15 protein-coding genes are annotated in these 17,051 nt (G+C 72.1%); 7 read left to right on the forward strand and 8 right to left on the reverse strand.

Translation table 11 applies throughout. The features are described from left to right. Positions 1–51 precede the first annotated feature (51 nt). Positions 52–627 carry a GNAT family N-acetyltransferase gene (locus OHB00_RS21120; protein ID WP_406436454.1) on the forward strand — a complete coding sequence of 192 codons (576 nt, stop codon included), beginning with the start codon at positions 52–54 and terminating at the stop codon, positions 625–627. Between the two features lie 49 nt (positions 628–676). Then, positions 677–1,894, forward strand: coding sequence for a winged helix-turn-helix domain-containing protein (locus OHB00_RS21125; RefSeq protein ID WP_406436456.1), 1,218 nt, complete (start codon positions 677–679; stop codon positions 1,892–1,894). 28 nt (positions 1,895–1,922) lie between these two features. Here the strand turns inward: OHB00_RS21125 and OHB00_RS21130 are convergent, their stop codons facing one another. The 8 genes from OHB00_RS21130 to mtnA all read right to left on the reverse strand — a co-directional run bounded on the left by OHB00_RS21130 (position 1,923) and on the right by mtnA (position 11,248). Next, a complete protein-coding gene (locus OHB00_RS21130; RefSeq protein ID WP_406436458.1) occupies positions 1,923–2,672 on the reverse strand; it encodes a response regulator in 750 nt (249 codons plus the stop codon). A 206-nt stretch (positions 2,673–2,878) separates the two neighbouring features. Continuing rightward, a complete protein-coding gene (hpf, locus tag OHB00_RS21135) occupies positions 2,879–3,571 on the reverse strand; it encodes a ribosome hibernation-promoting factor, HPF/YfiA family (protein ID WP_406436460.1) in 693 nt (230 codons plus the stop codon). Positions 3,572–3,882: 311 nt separating this feature from the next. Continuing rightward, on the reverse strand, positions 3,883–4,788 hold the full coding sequence (locus OHB00_RS21140) for a ComF family protein (protein WP_406436462.1): 906 nt from the start codon (positions 4,786–4,788) through the stop codon (positions 3,883–3,885). Between the two features lie 235 nt (positions 4,789–5,023). After that, the gene (locus OHB00_RS21145) at positions 5,024–6,862 is read right to left on the reverse strand and encodes an LpqB family beta-propeller domain-containing protein (protein ID WP_406436464.1); all 1,839 of its coding nucleotides are present in this window, start codon (positions 6,860–6,862) and stop codon (positions 5,024–5,026) included. Further along, positions 6,852–8,888: an MtrAB system histidine kinase MtrB gene (gene mtrB, locus OHB00_RS21150; RefSeq protein ID WP_406436466.1), complete on the reverse strand. Its 2,037-nt coding sequence runs from the start codon at positions 8,886–8,888 to the stop codon at positions 6,852–6,854. Before mtrB ends, OHB00_RS21145 begins: the two co-directional genes overlap by 11 nt. Position 8,889: 1 nt before the next feature. Then, positions 8,890–9,579, reverse strand: coding sequence for a two-component system response regulator MtrA (gene mtrA / locus OHB00_RS21155; RefSeq protein WP_015659998.1), 690 nt, complete (start codon positions 9,577–9,579; stop codon positions 8,890–8,892). Positions 9,580–9,727: 148 nt separating this feature from the next. Beyond that, positions 9,728–9,898, reverse strand: coding sequence for a hypothetical protein (locus OHB00_RS21160; protein ID WP_406436468.1), 171 nt, complete (start codon positions 9,896–9,898; stop codon positions 9,728–9,730). Between the two features lie 210 nt (positions 9,899–10,108). Beyond that, the gene (gene mtnA, locus OHB00_RS21165) at positions 10,109–11,248 is read right to left on the reverse strand and encodes an S-methyl-5-thioribose-1-phosphate isomerase (RefSeq protein WP_406436470.1); all 1,140 of its coding nucleotides are present in this window, start codon (positions 11,246–11,248) and stop codon (positions 10,109–10,111) included. Between the two features lie 140 nt (positions 11,249–11,388). Between mtnA and OHB00_RS21170 the strand changes: the two genes are divergently transcribed. From OHB00_RS21170 to OHB00_RS21190, 5 genes are read left to right on the forward strand one after another with little or no spacing between them, the layout of a single operon-like run. Continuing rightward, entirely contained in the window at positions 11,389–12,759 is a 1,371-nt protein-coding gene (locus OHB00_RS21170; RefSeq protein WP_406436472.1) for a hypothetical protein, read from the forward strand. Between the two features lie 4 nt (positions 12,760–12,763). Continuing rightward, positions 12,764–13,492: a DUF4129 domain-containing protein gene (locus tag OHB00_RS21175; RefSeq protein ID WP_406436474.1), complete on the forward strand. Its 729-nt coding sequence runs from the start codon at positions 12,764–12,766 to the stop codon at positions 13,490–13,492. Beyond that, positions 13,489–14,688, forward strand: coding sequence for a DUF4350 domain-containing protein (locus OHB00_RS21180; RefSeq protein WP_406436476.1), 1,200 nt, complete (start codon positions 13,489–13,491; stop codon positions 14,686–14,688). Before OHB00_RS21175 ends, OHB00_RS21180 begins: the two co-directional genes overlap by 4 nt. Then, positions 14,688–15,677 (forward strand): AAA family ATPase, encoded by a 990-nt coding sequence (locus OHB00_RS21185; protein ID WP_406445915.1) that lies wholly within the window; start codon positions 14,688–14,690, stop codon positions 15,675–15,677. Before OHB00_RS21180 ends, OHB00_RS21185 begins: the two co-directional genes overlap by 1 nt. Beyond that, entirely contained in the window at positions 15,677–16,987 is a 1,311-nt protein-coding gene (locus OHB00_RS21190) for a DUF58 domain-containing protein (protein WP_406436478.1), read from the forward strand. Before OHB00_RS21185 ends, OHB00_RS21190 begins: the two co-directional genes overlap by 1 nt. The last annotated feature ends 64 nt before the right edge of the window (positions 16,988–17,051 follow it).

The following is a 17,051-nucleotide window of genomic DNA, read 5'->3' on the forward strand; positions in this document are numbered from 1 at the left end:
GGAGAGCGAAACCGATGGCGTATCGGACGCCGGGACGAGCAGAATCCACCGATGGAACCCGTCACGCTCACCACCCCACGTCTGCTGCTGCGCACGGTCGGCCCGCAGGACACCGACGCGGTGTACGAGGCCGTCCAGGATCCCGACATCCAGCGCTGGACGACGATTCCTTCGCCCTACCTCGCCGAGCACGCCCGCAGCTTCACGGAGCAGATGGTCCCCGACGGCTGGACCGACGGCTCGATGTTCACCTTCGGCGTCTTCCTGCCGGCCGGCGGGCTGGCCGGGATGCTCGCCCTGACCATGCGCTCCCTGGGGACGGCCGAGGTGGGTTTCTGGACCGCCAAGGAGCACCGTGGCCACGGGTACACCGCCGAGGCCACCCTCGCGGCCGCCCGCTGGGCCTTCACCCGGATGGCGATCGACCGGGTCGAGTGGCGTGCCGAGGTCGGCAACCACGCCTCCCGCGCGGTCGCGGAACGCGCCGGCTTCACCGTCGAGGGCACTCTCCGCTCCTCCCTCAACAACAAGGGGGTACGACGCGACTGCTGGGTCGGCTCCCTGCTCCCCTCGGATCTGGGCCTGCCGTCGGCTGCGCCCTACCTGCCGGCCCCCGCGCAGGGCTGAAACCCCAGCTCGTGCCGGGCTGTCAGTGGCACCCTCTAGGGTCCGATCCATGACGACCCTCCCGCGCCCCGCCGCCGCTCTCTCGGCGGACGAAGCCCGCCGTATCGCGCTGAGGGCACAGGGCTTCCTCGGCGCCCCCGACCGCCGCTCGGGTGTCCGGGGAGTGCTCCGCCACCTCGGCGCGGTCCAGCTCGACACCATCTCGGTCCTCGCCCGCTCGCACGAGCTCATCCCGTACTCCCGTCTCGGGCGCGTCGGCCGCCAGACGGTCGAGGCCGCCTACTGGCAGACAGGATCTTTGGGCGCGTCTCCGACACGACCGCATGCCTTCGAGTACTGGTCGCACGCCGCCTGCATCCTCCCGATCGAGGAGTGGCCGCACTTCGCCTTCCGCCGCCGCGCCTACCGCGACCGCCCGCACTGGAACCACGACCTTCCCGACGGCACCTACGACCAGGTCATCAAGCAGCTGCGCGACGAAGGCCCGCTGACCGCGACGGAGTTGGGCGGCGCGAAGAGGACCAGCGAGTGGTGGGACTGGTCCGGCACCAAGGTCGCCGTGGAGCGCGCGCTGATGTACGGCGAGGTGGTGTGCGTCGAGCGGCGCGGCTGGAAGCGGGTGTACGACCTCGCCGAGCGCGCGGTCCCGGGCGGGCTGCTCCACGACGAGCTGGACGACACCGAGTGTGTGCGCCGTCTGGTCCGGCTGGCCGGGCAGTCGCTGGGTGTCGGCACGCGCGCGGACATCGCCGACTACCACCGGCTCAAGGGCGAGCAGGTCGACGCGGTGATCGCCGACTCGGGTCTGGTCCCGGTCGAGGTGGAGGGCTGGGGGAAGCCGGCCTGGGCGGACCCGGCGGCCCTGGCCACGCCCCCGCGCGGCCGGCACCGTACGACGCTGCTCTCCCCATTCGACTCCCTGATCTGGGACCGGGCGCGCACGGAGCGGATCTTCGGTTTCACCCACCGCCTGGAGGCGTACGTCCCGAAGCCGAAGCGGGTGTACGGCTACTACGCGATGCCGGTACTGGCCGGTGGCCGGCTGGTGGGCCGCGTGGACCCGGCGCGGGAGGCGGGCGGGATCCTGGTGGCCCGTCAGGTCACCCTGGACGGCCCCAAGGCGGTCCCTGCGGTGGCGGAGGCGCTGGTCGAGGCGGCGAGCTGGGTGGACTGCACGACGGTGCGTGTGGAGCGCATGGACGCCCCCGAGCTGCGCGAGCCGCTCATGAAGGAGGTGACCCGCTTCCTGATCGCGGGGCTGCGCTGACCGGCGCCGAGCCGGACGCCGGCGCGGCTCAGCGGATTTCGAGGATCTTCTCCCGCATCGCGTAGACCACCGCCTCCATCCTGGAGTGCAGCTGCAGCTTCTCCAGGATGTTGCGCACATGGTTCTTCACGGTGTTCTCGGAGATGAACAGCTCCTTCGCGATGTCGCGGTTGTTCATCCCCGTGGCGACGAGCTTGAGCACTTCGAGTTCCCGGTCGGTGAGCCGCGGCGCCGGCACCAGCCGGCGCTCGTCGGTGCGCTGGATCATCGACTTGAACTCGGTGAGGAGTTTCGACGCCATGGACGGGCTGATCTGCGACTGCCCGTCGGCCACCGCGCGAATGGCGGTGGCCACCTCGTCGGTGGAGATCTCCTTGAGGAGGTATCCGGTCGCGCCCGCCTTGATCGCGTCGTAGAGGTCGGCCTCCTCGTCGCTGATCGTCAGCATGATGATCTTCGCGCTGGGCGCGACCTCCTTGATGGAGGTGCAGGCCTCGATGCCACCGCGCTTGGGCATCCGGACGTCCATCAGCACGATGTCCGGCAGCAGGTCGGCGGCCTTGTCGACGGCCTCCGCGCCGTCGCCCGCCTCCCCGACGACCTGGATGTCCTCCTCGGCGGCGAGCACGATCTCCAGTCCGCGGCGGAAGAGCGCATGGTCGTCGACGACAAGGACCCTGATCGGTTCCTTGCGCGGAGTACCGTCCGTGTCCGGCCCCATGCCGACGACGCCGCCGTCGGCATCACCGTCCCGCATCGGTCCGAAGCTGTCCGCCATCGTTCCTCCCCCTGAAGGCTGTGGCCTGTGGTGCTGTGCCATCCGCCAACCCAAGGCAGCGGCCCACCGGTTGGACCGTTACCGCCATGATTCCATGCCCGGGCGAGAACGCGGTGACAGAGCGGGGCGCGAAGTGGCCGCACACCGGTGCCCCTGGGGGCGCACGGCGCTCCCAGGGGCACCGGCTCAGCCGCCGGCCGGGCGGGTCAGCCGCCCAGCGTGCCTCCTGCCGCGGGGGGCTGCGCCTGGGCGACCATCGGGTCCGTGCTGAGGTGGATGACGCCGTAGTCGTACGCGTGCCGCCGGTAGACGACACTCGGCTCCTTGGTCTCGGAGTCGACGAACAGGTAGAAGTCGTGTCCGACCAGTTCCATCTCGTAGAGAGCCTGGTCGAGAGTCATCGGGGAGGCGACGTGGGTCTTCTCGCGGACGACGAGGGGGCCTTCCCCCTGCACCTCCAGCGAGCCCATCTTCTTGGTGGGCACTCCGTCGGTGTCCTCGGCGTGGACGGGGCTGCCGTTCCCGTTGAGCGTCGCCGCGCCCGGGACGTGGTCGGGGACCTCGGCGGCCGGGATCCGCCGTGCGCCACGACGCGAGTACCGCTTGTCGTGCTGCTTGCGCAGCCGCGCGTCCAGCTTCTCCGCCGCCAGGTCGAGTGCCGCGTACGGGTCACTGGCCGCTGCCTCCGCCCGGATCACCGGACCGCGGGAGCGGAGCGTGATCTCCACTCGGTCGCAACGGTCGGCCTGTCGGGGGTTGGGCTCCTTGGACACCTCGACGTCGAGGCTGATCACCTTGCCGTCGAGCTTCTGGATCTTCTCCAGCTTCAGCTTCTCGGCCACGTGCTTGCGGAACCGCTCGGGCACCTCGGTCTTGCGGCCCTTGACGACGATGTCCACGCAGAACTCCGTTCCCGGATCGCTCCGCTGCACTGCGGAGCATCTCCCTTTTGCACCCAGCTCCGGTGAACCCCGGAGCCTCGGACTCGGCGACTTCACCTCCTCCCCCATGGGCAAGATCTGCACCCCGGCACCGCGATGATTACGGAAAACCCGCGGCACGGCATTCGGATAGGGGAGCGATGGCCTGCGGCTTTCTCCCTCACAACCGAACATATCTCGCCCGGACGGATGTCGTCACCCTCTACTGATGCGTACCTCCATTCCGGTGAATTGACCCTGTCACTACCTGCAACGATGTACGTTCACGGTCAGTTCCGGTTCATTTCGAAAGAATCCGACGTGGCCGCGACCACAGCCGCGCGGATCGGCCCTGCGAGGCCGTTCACCTCGGCCATTCCCGCTACGTCCCGTGTCCACTTCGCCTGCTCTTCCCCTGATCGGGCCTTCCGTTCCTCCCTTCCTTCCCAAGCCGCGCGCCGATACACGGCCGTTGTTCTCCCTCCTGCCCTTCCTCCCCCTCCTGTCCCCGCGGCCTCCCGTACCGCGCGAGCCGCCTCCGCAAGGGTGGCGCCCGTGGTGACGAGGTCGTCGACGAGGACGACACGGCCTTCGGCGAGAAGCCGCGCACCGCCGGCCGTCACCTCCAGCGCGCCCGCGAGATTCGCGAACCGCTGCCGGGAGTTGAGCCCCGCCTGGTCGGCCACGGGCCGCCGCTGCCGCAGCACCGGTGCCACCCGGGCCGAGACCCCGGCCCGCCGCAGCTCAGCGGCCGCCGCGAGGGCGATCCGCCGCACCGGGTCATGGCCGCGCGCCCGCACGGCCCACGGCGCGGACGGCACCGGGACGAGCAGCACGGGCCGGGACCCGCCGACGCCACCCGCCGTACCGCCCCACGAGGCGACGATCCGCACGGACCGGCCGTCCCGGAGCCCGGCCCGCACCGCTCCCGCCAGCGCCGCGCCCAGCGCCCCGGCGAGCGCCAGCGCACCGCGCTCCTTGTGGGCGAGGAGGGCCGCCCGTACCTCGTCCGCGTAGGACGCCGCCGCGTACACCGCCGGCAGCCCCGGCGGCTCCGGCACCGGTCGCACCCGGCGCGGTACGGCCCCGCACAGGGCGCCACGGCACTCGGCACAGAGCACCGTGCGAGGCGTCCCACAGCCTCCGCACTCGGCCGGGAGCACCAGGTCGGTGAGATCCTGCCACCACCCCCGCATGTGCCCACTGTGCCAACGGCCGCCGGGGCCTGCCACCCCTGTGGACAACCGCCTGTGGACAACTCCACGCGACACGCACAGCGCGTCACCCACACAGGTGAGGAAGCCGGTGCCGCGCCCGGAAGGGTCACCCGAGGCACCCAACGCCCTCCGTCCCGCCCGAGGCACACGAAAACGGCCGTCCCGGCCCGGCTCGGCGCCGGATCGGGACGGCCGCTCACGCACGGCTCGCGGCTCAGCCCGGATAGACCGGCGCCGACCCGTCCTTGACCACCTTCTGCCACTGGTCCCCGGACGGCAGCCGGACGATCCCGTCGTCCTGCGAGTCGGCCACCAGCGGCACCCGGTCGTCCTCGGACGCGGCGATGGCGAGGACACCGGTGAGCGCCGCGGGCGCCGGCCCGTCCGGTGTGGAACCGTCGACCTGGACGTACCGCGTCTGCTGCACTCCGCCCTGCTCGCGCCCGACCACCACGAGCCGGCTGTCCCCCGCCCAGGACATCGCGGTGACCTCCTCGGAGCCGGGGGTGGCGGAGCGCAGTTCGAGGACCGAGACCTCCTGCTGGTCATCGGACTTGGTGCGTTCGATGCGCCCGACGAGCAGTGACTGCTTGCCGTCCTTCTCGACCACGAGTGCGATCCGGACCCCGTCCGCGGCGACCCGCACGTCCTCGATCCGGCCGTTCAGTTCGGGGACCTGCACGGCCAGCGGCTGGCCCACGCCCTGCTCCAGCATGTACAGCTGCGGCTTGGCGGGGTTGCGGTCGGCCACCCACAGGTCGCCTCGGGCGTCCCAGCTCGGCGCCGTCAGCCGGTCGTCCTCGGTCGCACCGTGACTGGTCAGCACGGCGTCACCCAGCGAACCGTCCGAGGCGAGCGAGGTGACGTACAGCGACCTGCCGTCGCTGGTGACCCCGGCCGCGGTCCGCTCGTCGCGGGCGACCGCCACCGACCGCAGCGGCTTGGTGCCCGCGCCGAACGGGCCCGGCACGGCGTACGCGCTGGTACCGGGCCCCCCGACCGCCATCCGCACCAGCCGGTGCTTTCCGTCGAGGAAGTACAGGTTGTCGGGGCGCTTGGTGGAGGCCCGCCAGGCGGTGGCCTCCGCCTGGCTCTGGTCGACGTCGCACATGTGTGCGCCGGTGACGGACTGCAGCGCGACCGAGTCCACGGTGGGCGTCAGGTTCCGCAGCGTGAACAGCAACTGGGTCGCCATCTCGCCGCACTTGACCGAACCGATCCGGGACGCCTTGACGTTCAGCGGTACCGTGACCTGGTTCTGGTCGTCCGGGGTCAGCCCGGACACACCCTTCTTCAGCGCCGTACCGGTCGGGAAACTCGACCGGACCACCGGGCCGAGCCAGGTGGTGGGGCCGTTGAGCAGGGAACGCACCAGCTGGGTCGTCGGATCCACCCGGCTGCGCACGAAGACGGGATCGGCGACCGCCACCGGCTGCCCGGTCTCCCCGGCCGACGTGTCCGAGGCGAAGTAGTACTTGTCGACCGACGTGTAGTTGCGCTGGAAGTCGGACTTGCCCATCACGACACCCTGCGGCAGCGAGTCGATGCGCCACTGCCCGCTCTTGGAGTCCTTGGTCAGATGGACCGTCCTGCGGTACGACCCGTCCGCGGGCGTGTAGGCCTGCTGCGCGTCGACGGTGGCCACCCGGCTGCCCTGGAGCGTGTAGGTGATGCTGTTCGCGCCCTCCCGGCCCGCAGGAGGCGGGTTCGCCTGGATGCTCGGCCCGTTCGCCAGCACCGTGGCCTGCGACTCCGGCTGCCAGTTCTTCGAGGCGGCCTTGGCCAGATACTTGCGCGCCGTGTCGTAGTTCGGATCGTCGCTGGTCAGAGCCTCCAGGAAGCCCTGCACGATCTCCGTGGACGAGGCGTCCTGCTGCGGCGGCATGGCGAAGACCCTCACCTGCGTGTCCTGCCGTGGCGTGGACTCGACGTCCTGCAGGTTGCCGCTGTCCGGCATGGAGGCGCAGCCTGCCAGCAGTACGGCCCCACAGGCGGCGTACGCCACCGCGCGCGCCGGTCCGCGCCGGGCGCTCCCCTCGCGGTCAGCGCCCACGAAATGCCTCCCCTGGCTTGTTCGACTCGTCCGCCCCGTCGGTCTGACCGGTCTCCGGCGGGCCCTCCTGACGCCGTGCGCCCTGAGCAGGCCGGGGCACCACGCGCGCGCCGCTGCCGGGCAGCGCGGTCGGGTCGGCCGTGGGCGCCGTAGTGGCCATCCGCTGTGTCATCGGTGCGAGCGGCGACGCCTGGCCGCCGGCCTGCACCGGTACGGTCGCCCGCTTGTCGTCGCCGCTCGGCAGGCCCGCCTCGCCGAGCCCCCGGTTGCGCCGGGAGTCCTTGGGCTCCAGAGGTATCGGCGAACCGCGCAGCGGCTCGTCCGCCGTCCTGGGGAGCGTCAACCGGAACTGCGAGCCGCCGCCCGGCTCCCCCCACGCCTGCAGCCAGCCGCCGTGCAGCCGCGCGTCCTCCAGCGCGATCGACAGCCCCAGGCCCGTACCACCGGTGGTACGCGCGCGTGCCGGATCCGCCCGCCAGAAGCGGCTGAAGACCCGGGTCGCCTCGCCGGGCTTGAGCCCGACGCCGTAGTCGCGTACCGCGACCGCGACCGCGCCGCCGGCAGCCGCCAGCTTGACGACGACGTCCTTGCCCTCGCCGTGCTCCACGGCGTTGACGACGAGGTTGCGCAGCACCCGTTCCACGCGCCGGGCGTCCGCCTCGGCCACCACGGGCTGCAGGTCGCCGACCACGCGTATGCGCGTGCCCTTGCGCTCCGCGAGCGGGGCGGCCCCGCTGACCACCCGCCGTACGACCTCCCTGAGGTCTATCGGCTCGGCCTCCAGCGCCGCCGCGCCCGCGTCGAAGCGGCTGATCTCCAGCAGGTCGGCGAGGAGCGACTCGAACCGGTCCAGCTGGTCGGCGAGGAGTTCCGCCGACCGCGCGGTGATCGGGTCGAAGTCCTCGCGCGCCTCATGGATGACGTCGGCCGCCATCCGCACGGTCGTCAGCGGCGTCCGCAGCTCGTGCGACACGTCCGACACGAACCGGCGCTGCATCCGCGAGAGGTCCTCCAGCTGCTGGATCTTCAGCTGGAGGTTCTGCGCCATCTTGTTGAAGGCCTCGCCGAGCCGCGCGATGTCGTCCTCGCCGGTGACCTTCATCCGCTCCTGGAGCCGCCCCGCAGACAGCCGCTCGGCGATCCCGGCCGCCATCCGCACGGGCGTGACGACCTGCCGTACGACGAGCCAGGCGATGGCCCCGAGGAGGACGACCACGAACAGCCCGGCGGTCGCCAGCGTGCCCTTGACCAGGCTGAGGGACTTCTCCTCCTGGGTGAGCGGGAAGAGGTAGTACAGCTCGTACGGGTTGTTGCCGGGGTCGTTGACCTGCTTGCCGATGACCAGCGCGGGCTGCGACTCCTTGTCGTCGGTGTAGATGATCCGGGTATAGCTCTGCGCCGCCGTCGTGTTGCCGTTGATCCGCGCGCGCAGGTCGTCGGGCACGCTGGCCGTCGGGTCGACCTGCCCGGAGGCACGCGTACGCCCGCCGCCGCTGTTGTTGTCGCCCGCCGGCAGCGTGACCACGTCGAAGGCGCCTTGGCCACCGCTGGAGAGCGACTCGACGAGGTCGCTCATCCACGAGGTGAGGTTCTGCGACTGACGCCCATCCGCCGTGTCGGCGGTGTCACCGGTGCCGGTCCCGGCCTCGTCGGCCTTCTGCTTGGCCACCGCGAAACCGCCGGTGGCCTGGCTCTGCGAGGCCTTCACCTTCGCGTCCAGCAGGCCGTTGCGCACCTGGCCGATGACGACGAAACCGAGCAGCAGGACCACGCCCAGCGACATCAGCAGGGTCGTGACGACGACCTTGAGCTGGATGTTGCGCCGCCACAGCCGCATGACCGGCAGCAGCGGCCGCCGCACCCAGCGCATGAACAGGCGCAGCACCGGGCTGCCCTGAACCCCGCCCTGGAGCAGCCCGCCCTCGAAGAGCAGCCGCCAGCGCTTGCCGAGCCGTTTCCCGCCGACAGGCCGCTCCGGACGGTCCCCGGACCGGCCGGGGGCCGAAGCGGCACTGTCCCCGGACATGTCAGCTCGGTCCCGCCTTGTATCCGACACCACGGACGGTCACCACGATCTCCGGCCGCTCCGGGTCCTTCTCGACCTTGGAGCGCAGCCGCTGGACGTGCACGTTGACGAGACGGGTGTCCGCCGCGTGCCGGTAGCCCCAGACCTGCTCCAGGAGCACCTCACGCGTGAACACCTGCCACGGCTTGCGGGCGAGCGCGACCAGCAGGTCGAACTCCAGCGGGGTCAGCGCGATCGACTGCCCGTCCCGCTTCACCGAGTGCCCGGCCACGTCGATGACCAGGTCGCCTATGGCGAGCTGCTCCGGCGCCGGCTCCTCCGACCTGCGCAGCCGGGCCCGGATCCGGGCCACCAGCTCCTTCGGCTTGAACGGCTTGACGATGTAGTCGTCCGCGCCCGACTCCAGGCCCACGACCACGTCGACGGTGTCGCTCTTCGCCGTGAGCATCACGATCGGCACCCCGGACTCCGCCCTGATCAGACGGCACACCTCGATACCGTCCCGGCCGGGCAGCATCAGGTCCAGCAGCACCAGGTCGGGCTTGGTCTCACGGAAAGCGGCCAGCGCCTTGTCACCGTCGGCTACGAAAGACGGCTCAAAACCTTCACCACGCAGCACAATGCCGAGCATCTCGGCCAGTGCGGTGTCGTCGTCGACGACAAGGACTCGTCCCTTCATAAACGACATCATCCCATTCTCATAACAGTGAAGGTTACGCAGGTGACCAGGGTCACCGGCCAGTGACGATAGCCGCAGGGGACGGTCACTGTCTGCCCCCGTCGTTCCCCTCACGCGAGGACCGGGCCGTGCCGGCGGGGAGTGCGGGCGAGGAGTGCCGCTATGCCTGGCTGATCAGCACGCCGAGGGCGCACAGGGCGAATGCGAGGCCCAACAGGCTCTTCTTCGCGCTGTGGCTGGAAGCCTGCCGCTGGAGTTCCCGCGCACCGAGCAACGCCCCGCAGAGCAGGAGAGCGCCGGCAACGACGCGTCTGATCACCCGCATGGGCATCCACCCACTCCATCCTGCGCCGAGGTCTGCGGCGCTCACGGTAGCCCGGCGGAGCGGAGCACAGCCCGTTCGATGCGGAGGAACGGCCGGGCACTCGGTGCCGGTGCTCCGGCCGCCGGAAGTCACGGCCCCCCTGGTCTGCGGATCGTCTTCGGATCGCCGCAGGCGGAGGGGCCGTGCTCGTCGGTCGAGCCGACGTCGTCCCCTCAGCTAGATGGCTATCTGGCCCGACCTGGCACACAGCTCGGCAAGAGCCTCGGCCGTCACGGGGGAAACGGCGCCTTCCTCGGTGACGATGGCCGTCACCAGCTCGGGCGGCGTCACGTCGAACGCCGGGTTGTACGCCTGGGTCCCCAGGGGCGCCACCGGAATTCCGCCGCCCGCTCCCGTCACCGGCACCTGCGGTGCTGTGACCTCGGTCACCTCGTATCCAGGGCGCTGTTCGACCTCGATGGCCGCCCCGTCCGGCGTCTCCGGATCCACCGTCGTCACCGGCGCCACCACGATGAACGGAACATGGTGGTACCGCGCGAGCACCGCGAGCGGATAGCTCCCCACCTTGTTCGCCACCGATCCGTCGGCCGCGATCCGGTCCGCCCCGATCAGCACCGCGTCCACCTCCCCCGCCGCGAACAGCGAACCGGCCGCGTTGTCGGTGAGCAACGTGTACGCCATGCCGCTGCGAGCCGCCTCGTACGCCGTCAGGCGAGCCCCCTGCAACAACGGACGCGTCTCGTCCACCCACAACCGCCGCAGCCGCCCCGCCCGATGGGCGTGCAGGGCCACCGCGAACGCCGTTCCCTCCCCGCCCGACACCAACGAACCGCTGTTGCAGTGGGTGAGGATCCGGTGCCCTCCACCGGGTAGCAACTCCTCAAGCAACGCCAGCCCGTGCGCGGCCATCCGAGCGCTGGCCTCGGCATCCTCCCGGTGCAGCGCCCGCGCCGCACCCAGCGCCGCCGCGGCCGCCGCCCCGCTGTCACCGCCCTCGGCCAGAGCCGACCGGTATGCCGACGCGGCCCTGCGCACCCCGACGGACAGGTTCACGGCCGTGGGCCGGGCACCCGACAGCGCCACCGCGGCATCGTCCACGTCGAAGCCCCGCGCGGCGGCGAGCGCGACGCCGTACGCCCCCGCGATCCCGAGCAACGGCGCCCCGCGCACCGCGAGCGAACGGATCGCCTCGACCAGCGCCGACGCGTCCGTGCATACCAGCTCGACCTCCTCGGTCGGCAGTCTGGTCTGGTCGAGAAGGACCACCACGGGACCTTCGGGCGGCTCCTCCCACCGGATCACCGGCATTCCCGTCGGCCGCGTGTCTTCGCCGGTTTGCGCGTACTGATCAGCCATGCGGTCAGTCTGCCCCGTATCCGGCGGACAATTGGAGGTACGCAGCCTCCACCTCGGCCGGTCACTGGGCGCCCACCCCATGGCACGATGGCAGCCAACCTGCCGACGCGTCCGCGGACGGGCACCGTGAAGGAGCTTCGATGAACGACACTCCGGGCTGGGCCTCGCCCGGATCCGCCCCGTCCGACGGGCGGGAACCCGGCGCGTCCACCCCTGCCGACCGCCCCGTCCCCGCAGGGCCCGCCGACCAGCCCGCCGATCAGCCGGGCACGGATCCACAAGGCTCCGGCCCGCAGTGGTCCAAGGAGCAGCCGCCGCCCGGCCAGTGGTCCGCGCCCACCGGCGCCCCGGCACCAGGCCAGGCACCGCCGCCCCCACCGCCCCCGGGCCCCGGCTGGGGCGGCCGGCCCCCCGGCGGAGGCTACGGCGGGCCTGGCGGCTACGGCGGTGCTGGCGGCTACGGGGCGCCCGGCGGGTACGGAGCCTGGGGCGGCGGCTGGGGCGGCCCCCCGCCCGCCGCCAAGCCCGGCGTGATCCCGCTCCGCCCGCTCGGCGTCGGCGAGATCCTCGACGGCGCCGTCTCCACCATGCGCACCTACTGGCGCACGGTCCTCGGCATCTCGCTGACGATCGCCGTCATCACCGAGGTCGCGGTGATCCTCCTGCAGGGCCTCGTCCTGAACGACACCGAGACCACCGACGCCCTCAACGACCCGAGCGCCTCCCTCACCGAGATCAGCCGCGCCGCGGGCGAGGTCGTGATCAGCTCGGGCGCCGTCCTGCTGATCACCCTGGTCGGCACCATCATCGCGACAGCCCTGCTGACGACCGTCACCAGCCGCGCCGTGCTCGGCAAGTCCGTCACCATCGGCGAGGCCTGGCGCGACGCCCGCCCGCAGGTCCTCAGACTGTTCGGCCTCATCCTCCTGACCGGACTCATCGCGGTCGGCGTCCTGCTCGTCGGCGCCCTGCCGGGCATCATCGTCGCGATCGCCGGCGGCCCGAGCGGCGCCATCGCCGCCCTGCTCGTCCTCGGCATCCTGGCCGGAGTCATCGTCACCGTGTGGCTGATGGTCCGCTTCTCCCTGGCCTCGCCCGCCCTGATGCTGGAGAAGCAGGGCATCACCAAATCGCTGAGCCGCTCCACCAAGCTCGTGCGCGGCTCCTGGTGGCGGGTCTTCGGCATCCAGTTCCTCGCCTCGGTCATCGCCAACATCGTCTCGTCGCTCGCCGTGGTCCCCTTCACCCTGATCGGGGCCTACGCCGGCGGCCACGGTCTGACCGGCTTCCTTGAGAACACCAACGACAACTACGGCTGGACGTTCCTCGTCATCAGCGGCATCGGCTCCGTGATCGGCTCCATGCTCACCTTCCCGATCAACGCGGGCGTCACCGTGCTCCTCTACATCGACCAGCGCATCCGCCGCGAGGCCCTCGACCTCGAACTGGCCCGCGCCGCCGGTGTCGAGAACTACGGCGCCGGCACTCCCGGCACCGTCCCGGGGAGCTGAGGCGGTGAGCCCGACGGGGGGAGTCCTCACAGCTGTGCCCACAGCCCTGCTGTCGCTGACCGGCTCGGGCGACCAACCGCCCGTGACCATCCCGCGCGACCCCGCGCGGGAGGCGGCACGGCGTGAACTGTCCAAGCGGATGTACCACGAGAACGACCCCGGGCTGTTCCAGCGCGCCCTGAACGCCGTCCTGGACTGGGTCGACCGCCTGCTCTCCGCCGCCGCGTCCGCGACGCCCGGAGGCGCACTGGGCCTGGTCGTCGTGGTCCTGGCCGTCGTCGCCGTCCTGGGCGCCCTGTGGTGGCGCCTGGGTACCCCCCGTCGGCAACCGGTCTCCGCAGCCACCCTGTTCGACGACCACCTCCGCAGCGCCGCCGAACACCGGGCGGCCGCCGAGGCACACGCCGCCCAGGGCCACTGGAACCAGGCACTCCAGGAACGCGTGCGCGCCGTCGTCCGCGCCTTGGAGGAACGCGCTCTGCTCGACGTCCGCCCCGGCCGCACCGCCGACGAGGCCGCCGCCGAAGCCGGCCGCGTCCTGCCCGCCCACACCGACCGGCTGCGCGCCGCCGCCCTGGAGTTCGACGACGTCACGTACGGCGGCCGCAGGGCCACCCAGGCGTCGTACGACCGCATCGCCGACCTCGACCGCGACCTGGGGCGCGCCAAGCCGATCCTCGCCGCCAGCGCCCACAGCACGGCCCACAACACCCGCCAGGGGGCCGCCGAATGACCACCGGCGTGGCCACTCCCCCGACCACCTCCACCGCGCCCACCGGCCGCCAGGTGTGGACCCGCACCCGGGGCATCGTCCTCGCCGTGGTGCTCGTCCTCGCCGGGGCCGTCGCCATCGCCGTCATCCGCTCCGACAGCAAGCACGGCGACCTCGATCCGCGCTCCGCCGACCGCTACGGCAGCCGTGCCGTCGCCGAACTCCTCGCCGACCGGGGCGTGGACACACGCGTGGTCACCACCCTGGCCGAGGCACGCGCCGCGGCCGGCCCCGACACCACCCTTCTCGTCGCCGTCCCGGACCTGCTGACCCCGCATCAGCAGTCCCAGCTGCAGAAGTCGACGGCCCGGTCGGGCGGCCGCACCGTCCTGGTCGCCGCCGGCAGCACGTCCGTCGAACGGCTCGCGCCCGGCGTCACCGCCGACCCCGCCACCAGCCTCAAGTCCACGCTCGACCCCCACTGCACCCTGGCCGCGGCCCGGCGGGCGGGCAGCGCCGACACCGGCGGCATCCGCTACACGACCACCCACCTCGACGCCGACTCCTGCTACCCCAGCCAGCGCCTGGCGACGCTGATCCGCGTCCCCGCCGCCTCCGGAGGCGGCGACACCGTCGTCCTCGGCGCCCCCGACATCCTCCTCAACGACCGCCTCGACGAGCAGGGCAACGCCTCGCTCGCCCTCCAGCTCCTCGGCTCGCGCCCCCATCTGGTCTGGTACCTCCCCTCGCTCTCCGACTCCTCGGCCACCGGTACCGGCGACCAGAAATCCTTGTTCGACCTGCTGCCCGCCGGCTGGCTCTGGGGCACGCTCCAGCTCTTCGTCGCCGCAGTGCTCGCCGCCTTCTGGCGGGCACGCCGACTCGGCCCCCTCGTGCCCGAGAAACTCCCCGTGGCGATCCGCGCCTCCGAAACCGTCGAAGGCCGCGCCCGCCTCTACCGCAAGGCGAACGCCCGCGACCGGGCCGCCGCTGCTCTGCGCTCCACCGCCCGCACCCGACTCGCCCCCCTCGTAGGCGTCCCCGTCTCCCAGGCGCACGCGCCCGAGGCGCTGCTCCCCGCCCTGTCCGCGCATCTCCATGGCGACGGACAGGCCCTGCACGCCCTGCTCTTCGGACCGCCCCCCGGCGACGACGCGGCCCTCATCGCCCTCACCGACCAGCTCGACGCCCTCGAAAGAGAGGTACGCCGTCCATGATGGACCCGACCACTGACAACGCCGGGAACACCGGGAACCCGGCCGACGCCCGGGCCGCCCTGGAGGCCCTGCGCGCGGAGATCGCCAAAGCCGTGGTCGGCCAGGACTCCGCCGTGACCGGCCTCGTCGTCGCTCTTCTCTGCCGCGGACACGTCCTCCTCGAAGGTGTCCCCGGCGTCGCCAAGACACTGCTCGTCCGCGCCCTCGCATCGGCGCTCGAACTGGAGACCAAGCGCGTCCAGTTCACCCCCGACCTGATGCCGAGCGACATCACGGGCTCCCTCGTCTACGACACCCGCACCGCCGAGTTCTCCTTCCAGCCCGGCCCGGTCTTCACCAACCTGCTCCTCGCGGACGAGATCAACCGCACCCCGCCCAAGACCCAGTCGTCCCTCCTCGAAGCCATGGAGGAACGCCAGGTCACCGTCGACGGCACCCCGCGTCCGCTTCCCGATCCGTTCCTGGTCGCCGCGACCCAGAACCCCGTCGAGTACGAGGGCACCTACCCCCTCCCCGAAGCCCAGCTCGACCGCTTCCTCCTCAAACTGACGATCCCTCTCCCCTCCCGCCAGGACGAGATCGACGTCCTCACCCGCCACGCCGAGGGCTTCAACCCACGCGACCTGCGCGCCGCCGGCGTACGCCCCGTCGCAGGCCCCGCCGACCTCGAAGCCGCCCGCGCGGCCGTCGCCAAGACGACCGTCTCCCCCGAGATCACCGCCTACGTGGTCGACATCTGCCGCGCCACCCGCGAGTCGCCGTCCCTCACCCTCGGCGTCTCACCGCGCGGCGCCACCGCCCTCCTCGCCACCTCGCGCGCCTGGGCCTGGCTGACCGGCCGCGACTACGTCATCCCCGACGACGTCAAGGCCCTCGCCCTGCCCACCCTTCGCCACCGCGTCCAACTCCGCCCCGAGGCCGAGATGGAGGGCGTGACCGCCGACTCCGTCATCAACGCGATCCTCGCTCACGTCCCGGTCCCCCGCTGATGCCGCTCACCGGACGCGCCGCCCTCATCGCGGCCATCGGATCGATCCCCATCGGCATCTGGGAACCGAGCTGGACCGGCATCCTCGCCGTCAACGGCCCGCTGGCCCTGGCCTGTGCCTGCGACTTCGCCCTGGCGGCCCCGGTACGACGCCTCGTCCTGTCCCGCTCCGGTGACACCTCCGCCCGCCTGGGCGAGACCGCGGACGTCACCCTGACGGTGGCCAACCCGTCCGGGCGCCCGCTGCGGGCCCGCCTCAGAGACGGATGGCCGCCGAGCAGCTGGCAGCCCGGCACGGAGGTGGAAGCCTCACGGCACCGCCTGACCGTCCCCGCGGGCGAACGCCGCCGCGTCACGACCCGGCTGCGCCCCACCCGCCGCGGCGACCGCCAGGCGGACCGCGTCACGATCCGCTCCTACGGCCCCCTCGGCCTGTTCGCCCGCCAGAGCGGCCACACAGTGCCCTGGACCGTACGGGTTCTGCCCCCGTTCACCAGCCGCAAGCACCTACCGTCGAAACTCGCCCGACTGCGTGAACTCGACGGCCGCACCAGCGTCCTGACGCGCGGCGAGGGCACCGAATTCGACAGCCTGCGCGAGTACGTCCCCGGCGACGACACCCGCTCCATCGACTGGCGTGCCACAGCCCGGCAGGCGGCGGTCGCGGTACGCACCTGGCGCCCCGAACGCGACCGGCACATCCTCCTCGTCCTCGACACCGGCCGCACCTCCGCCGGCCGAGTCGGTGACGCCCCCCGCCTGGACGCCTCCATGGACGCGGCACTCCTCCTCGCGGCCCTCGCGGCCCGCGCGGGCGACCGTGTGGATCTCCTCGCCTACGACCGCCGGGTCCGCGCCCTTGTCCAGGGTCGCGCCGCGGGCGATGTCCTCCCGTCCCTCGTCAACGCGATGGCCACACTGGAGCCCGAGCTCGTGGAAACGGACGCCCGCGGGCTCACCGCCACCGCGCTCCGTACGGCCCCACGCCGGTCCCTGATCGTCCTGCTCACGACGCTGGACACGGCCCCGGTCGAGCAGGGCCTGCTTCCCGTTCTCGCCCAGCTGACCCAGCGCCACACGGTTCTGCTCGCGTCAGTGGCGGACCCGCATATCGCCCGCATGGCCACGGCTCGCGGAGACGCCGACGCGGTGTACGAGGCAGCGGCGGCCGCGCAGGCGCAGAGCGAACGGCATCGGACCGCGGAGCAGCTCCGTCGGCACGGCGTGACGGTCGTGGACGCGACGCCTGAGGATCTCGCTCCCGCGTTGGCGGACGCATACCTGGCTTTGAAAGCGGCGGGCCGGCTCTGATTCCCGAATGCCCGGGTGTCGGGGACGGCCAGGCCCTTGAACGCGAAAGAGCCCCACACCGTGA

The sequence above is a fragment of the Streptomyces sp. NBC_00631 genome (assembly GCF_045206895.1).
Lineage (GTDB): Bacteria > Actinomycetota > Actinomycetes > Streptomycetales > Streptomycetaceae > Streptomyces.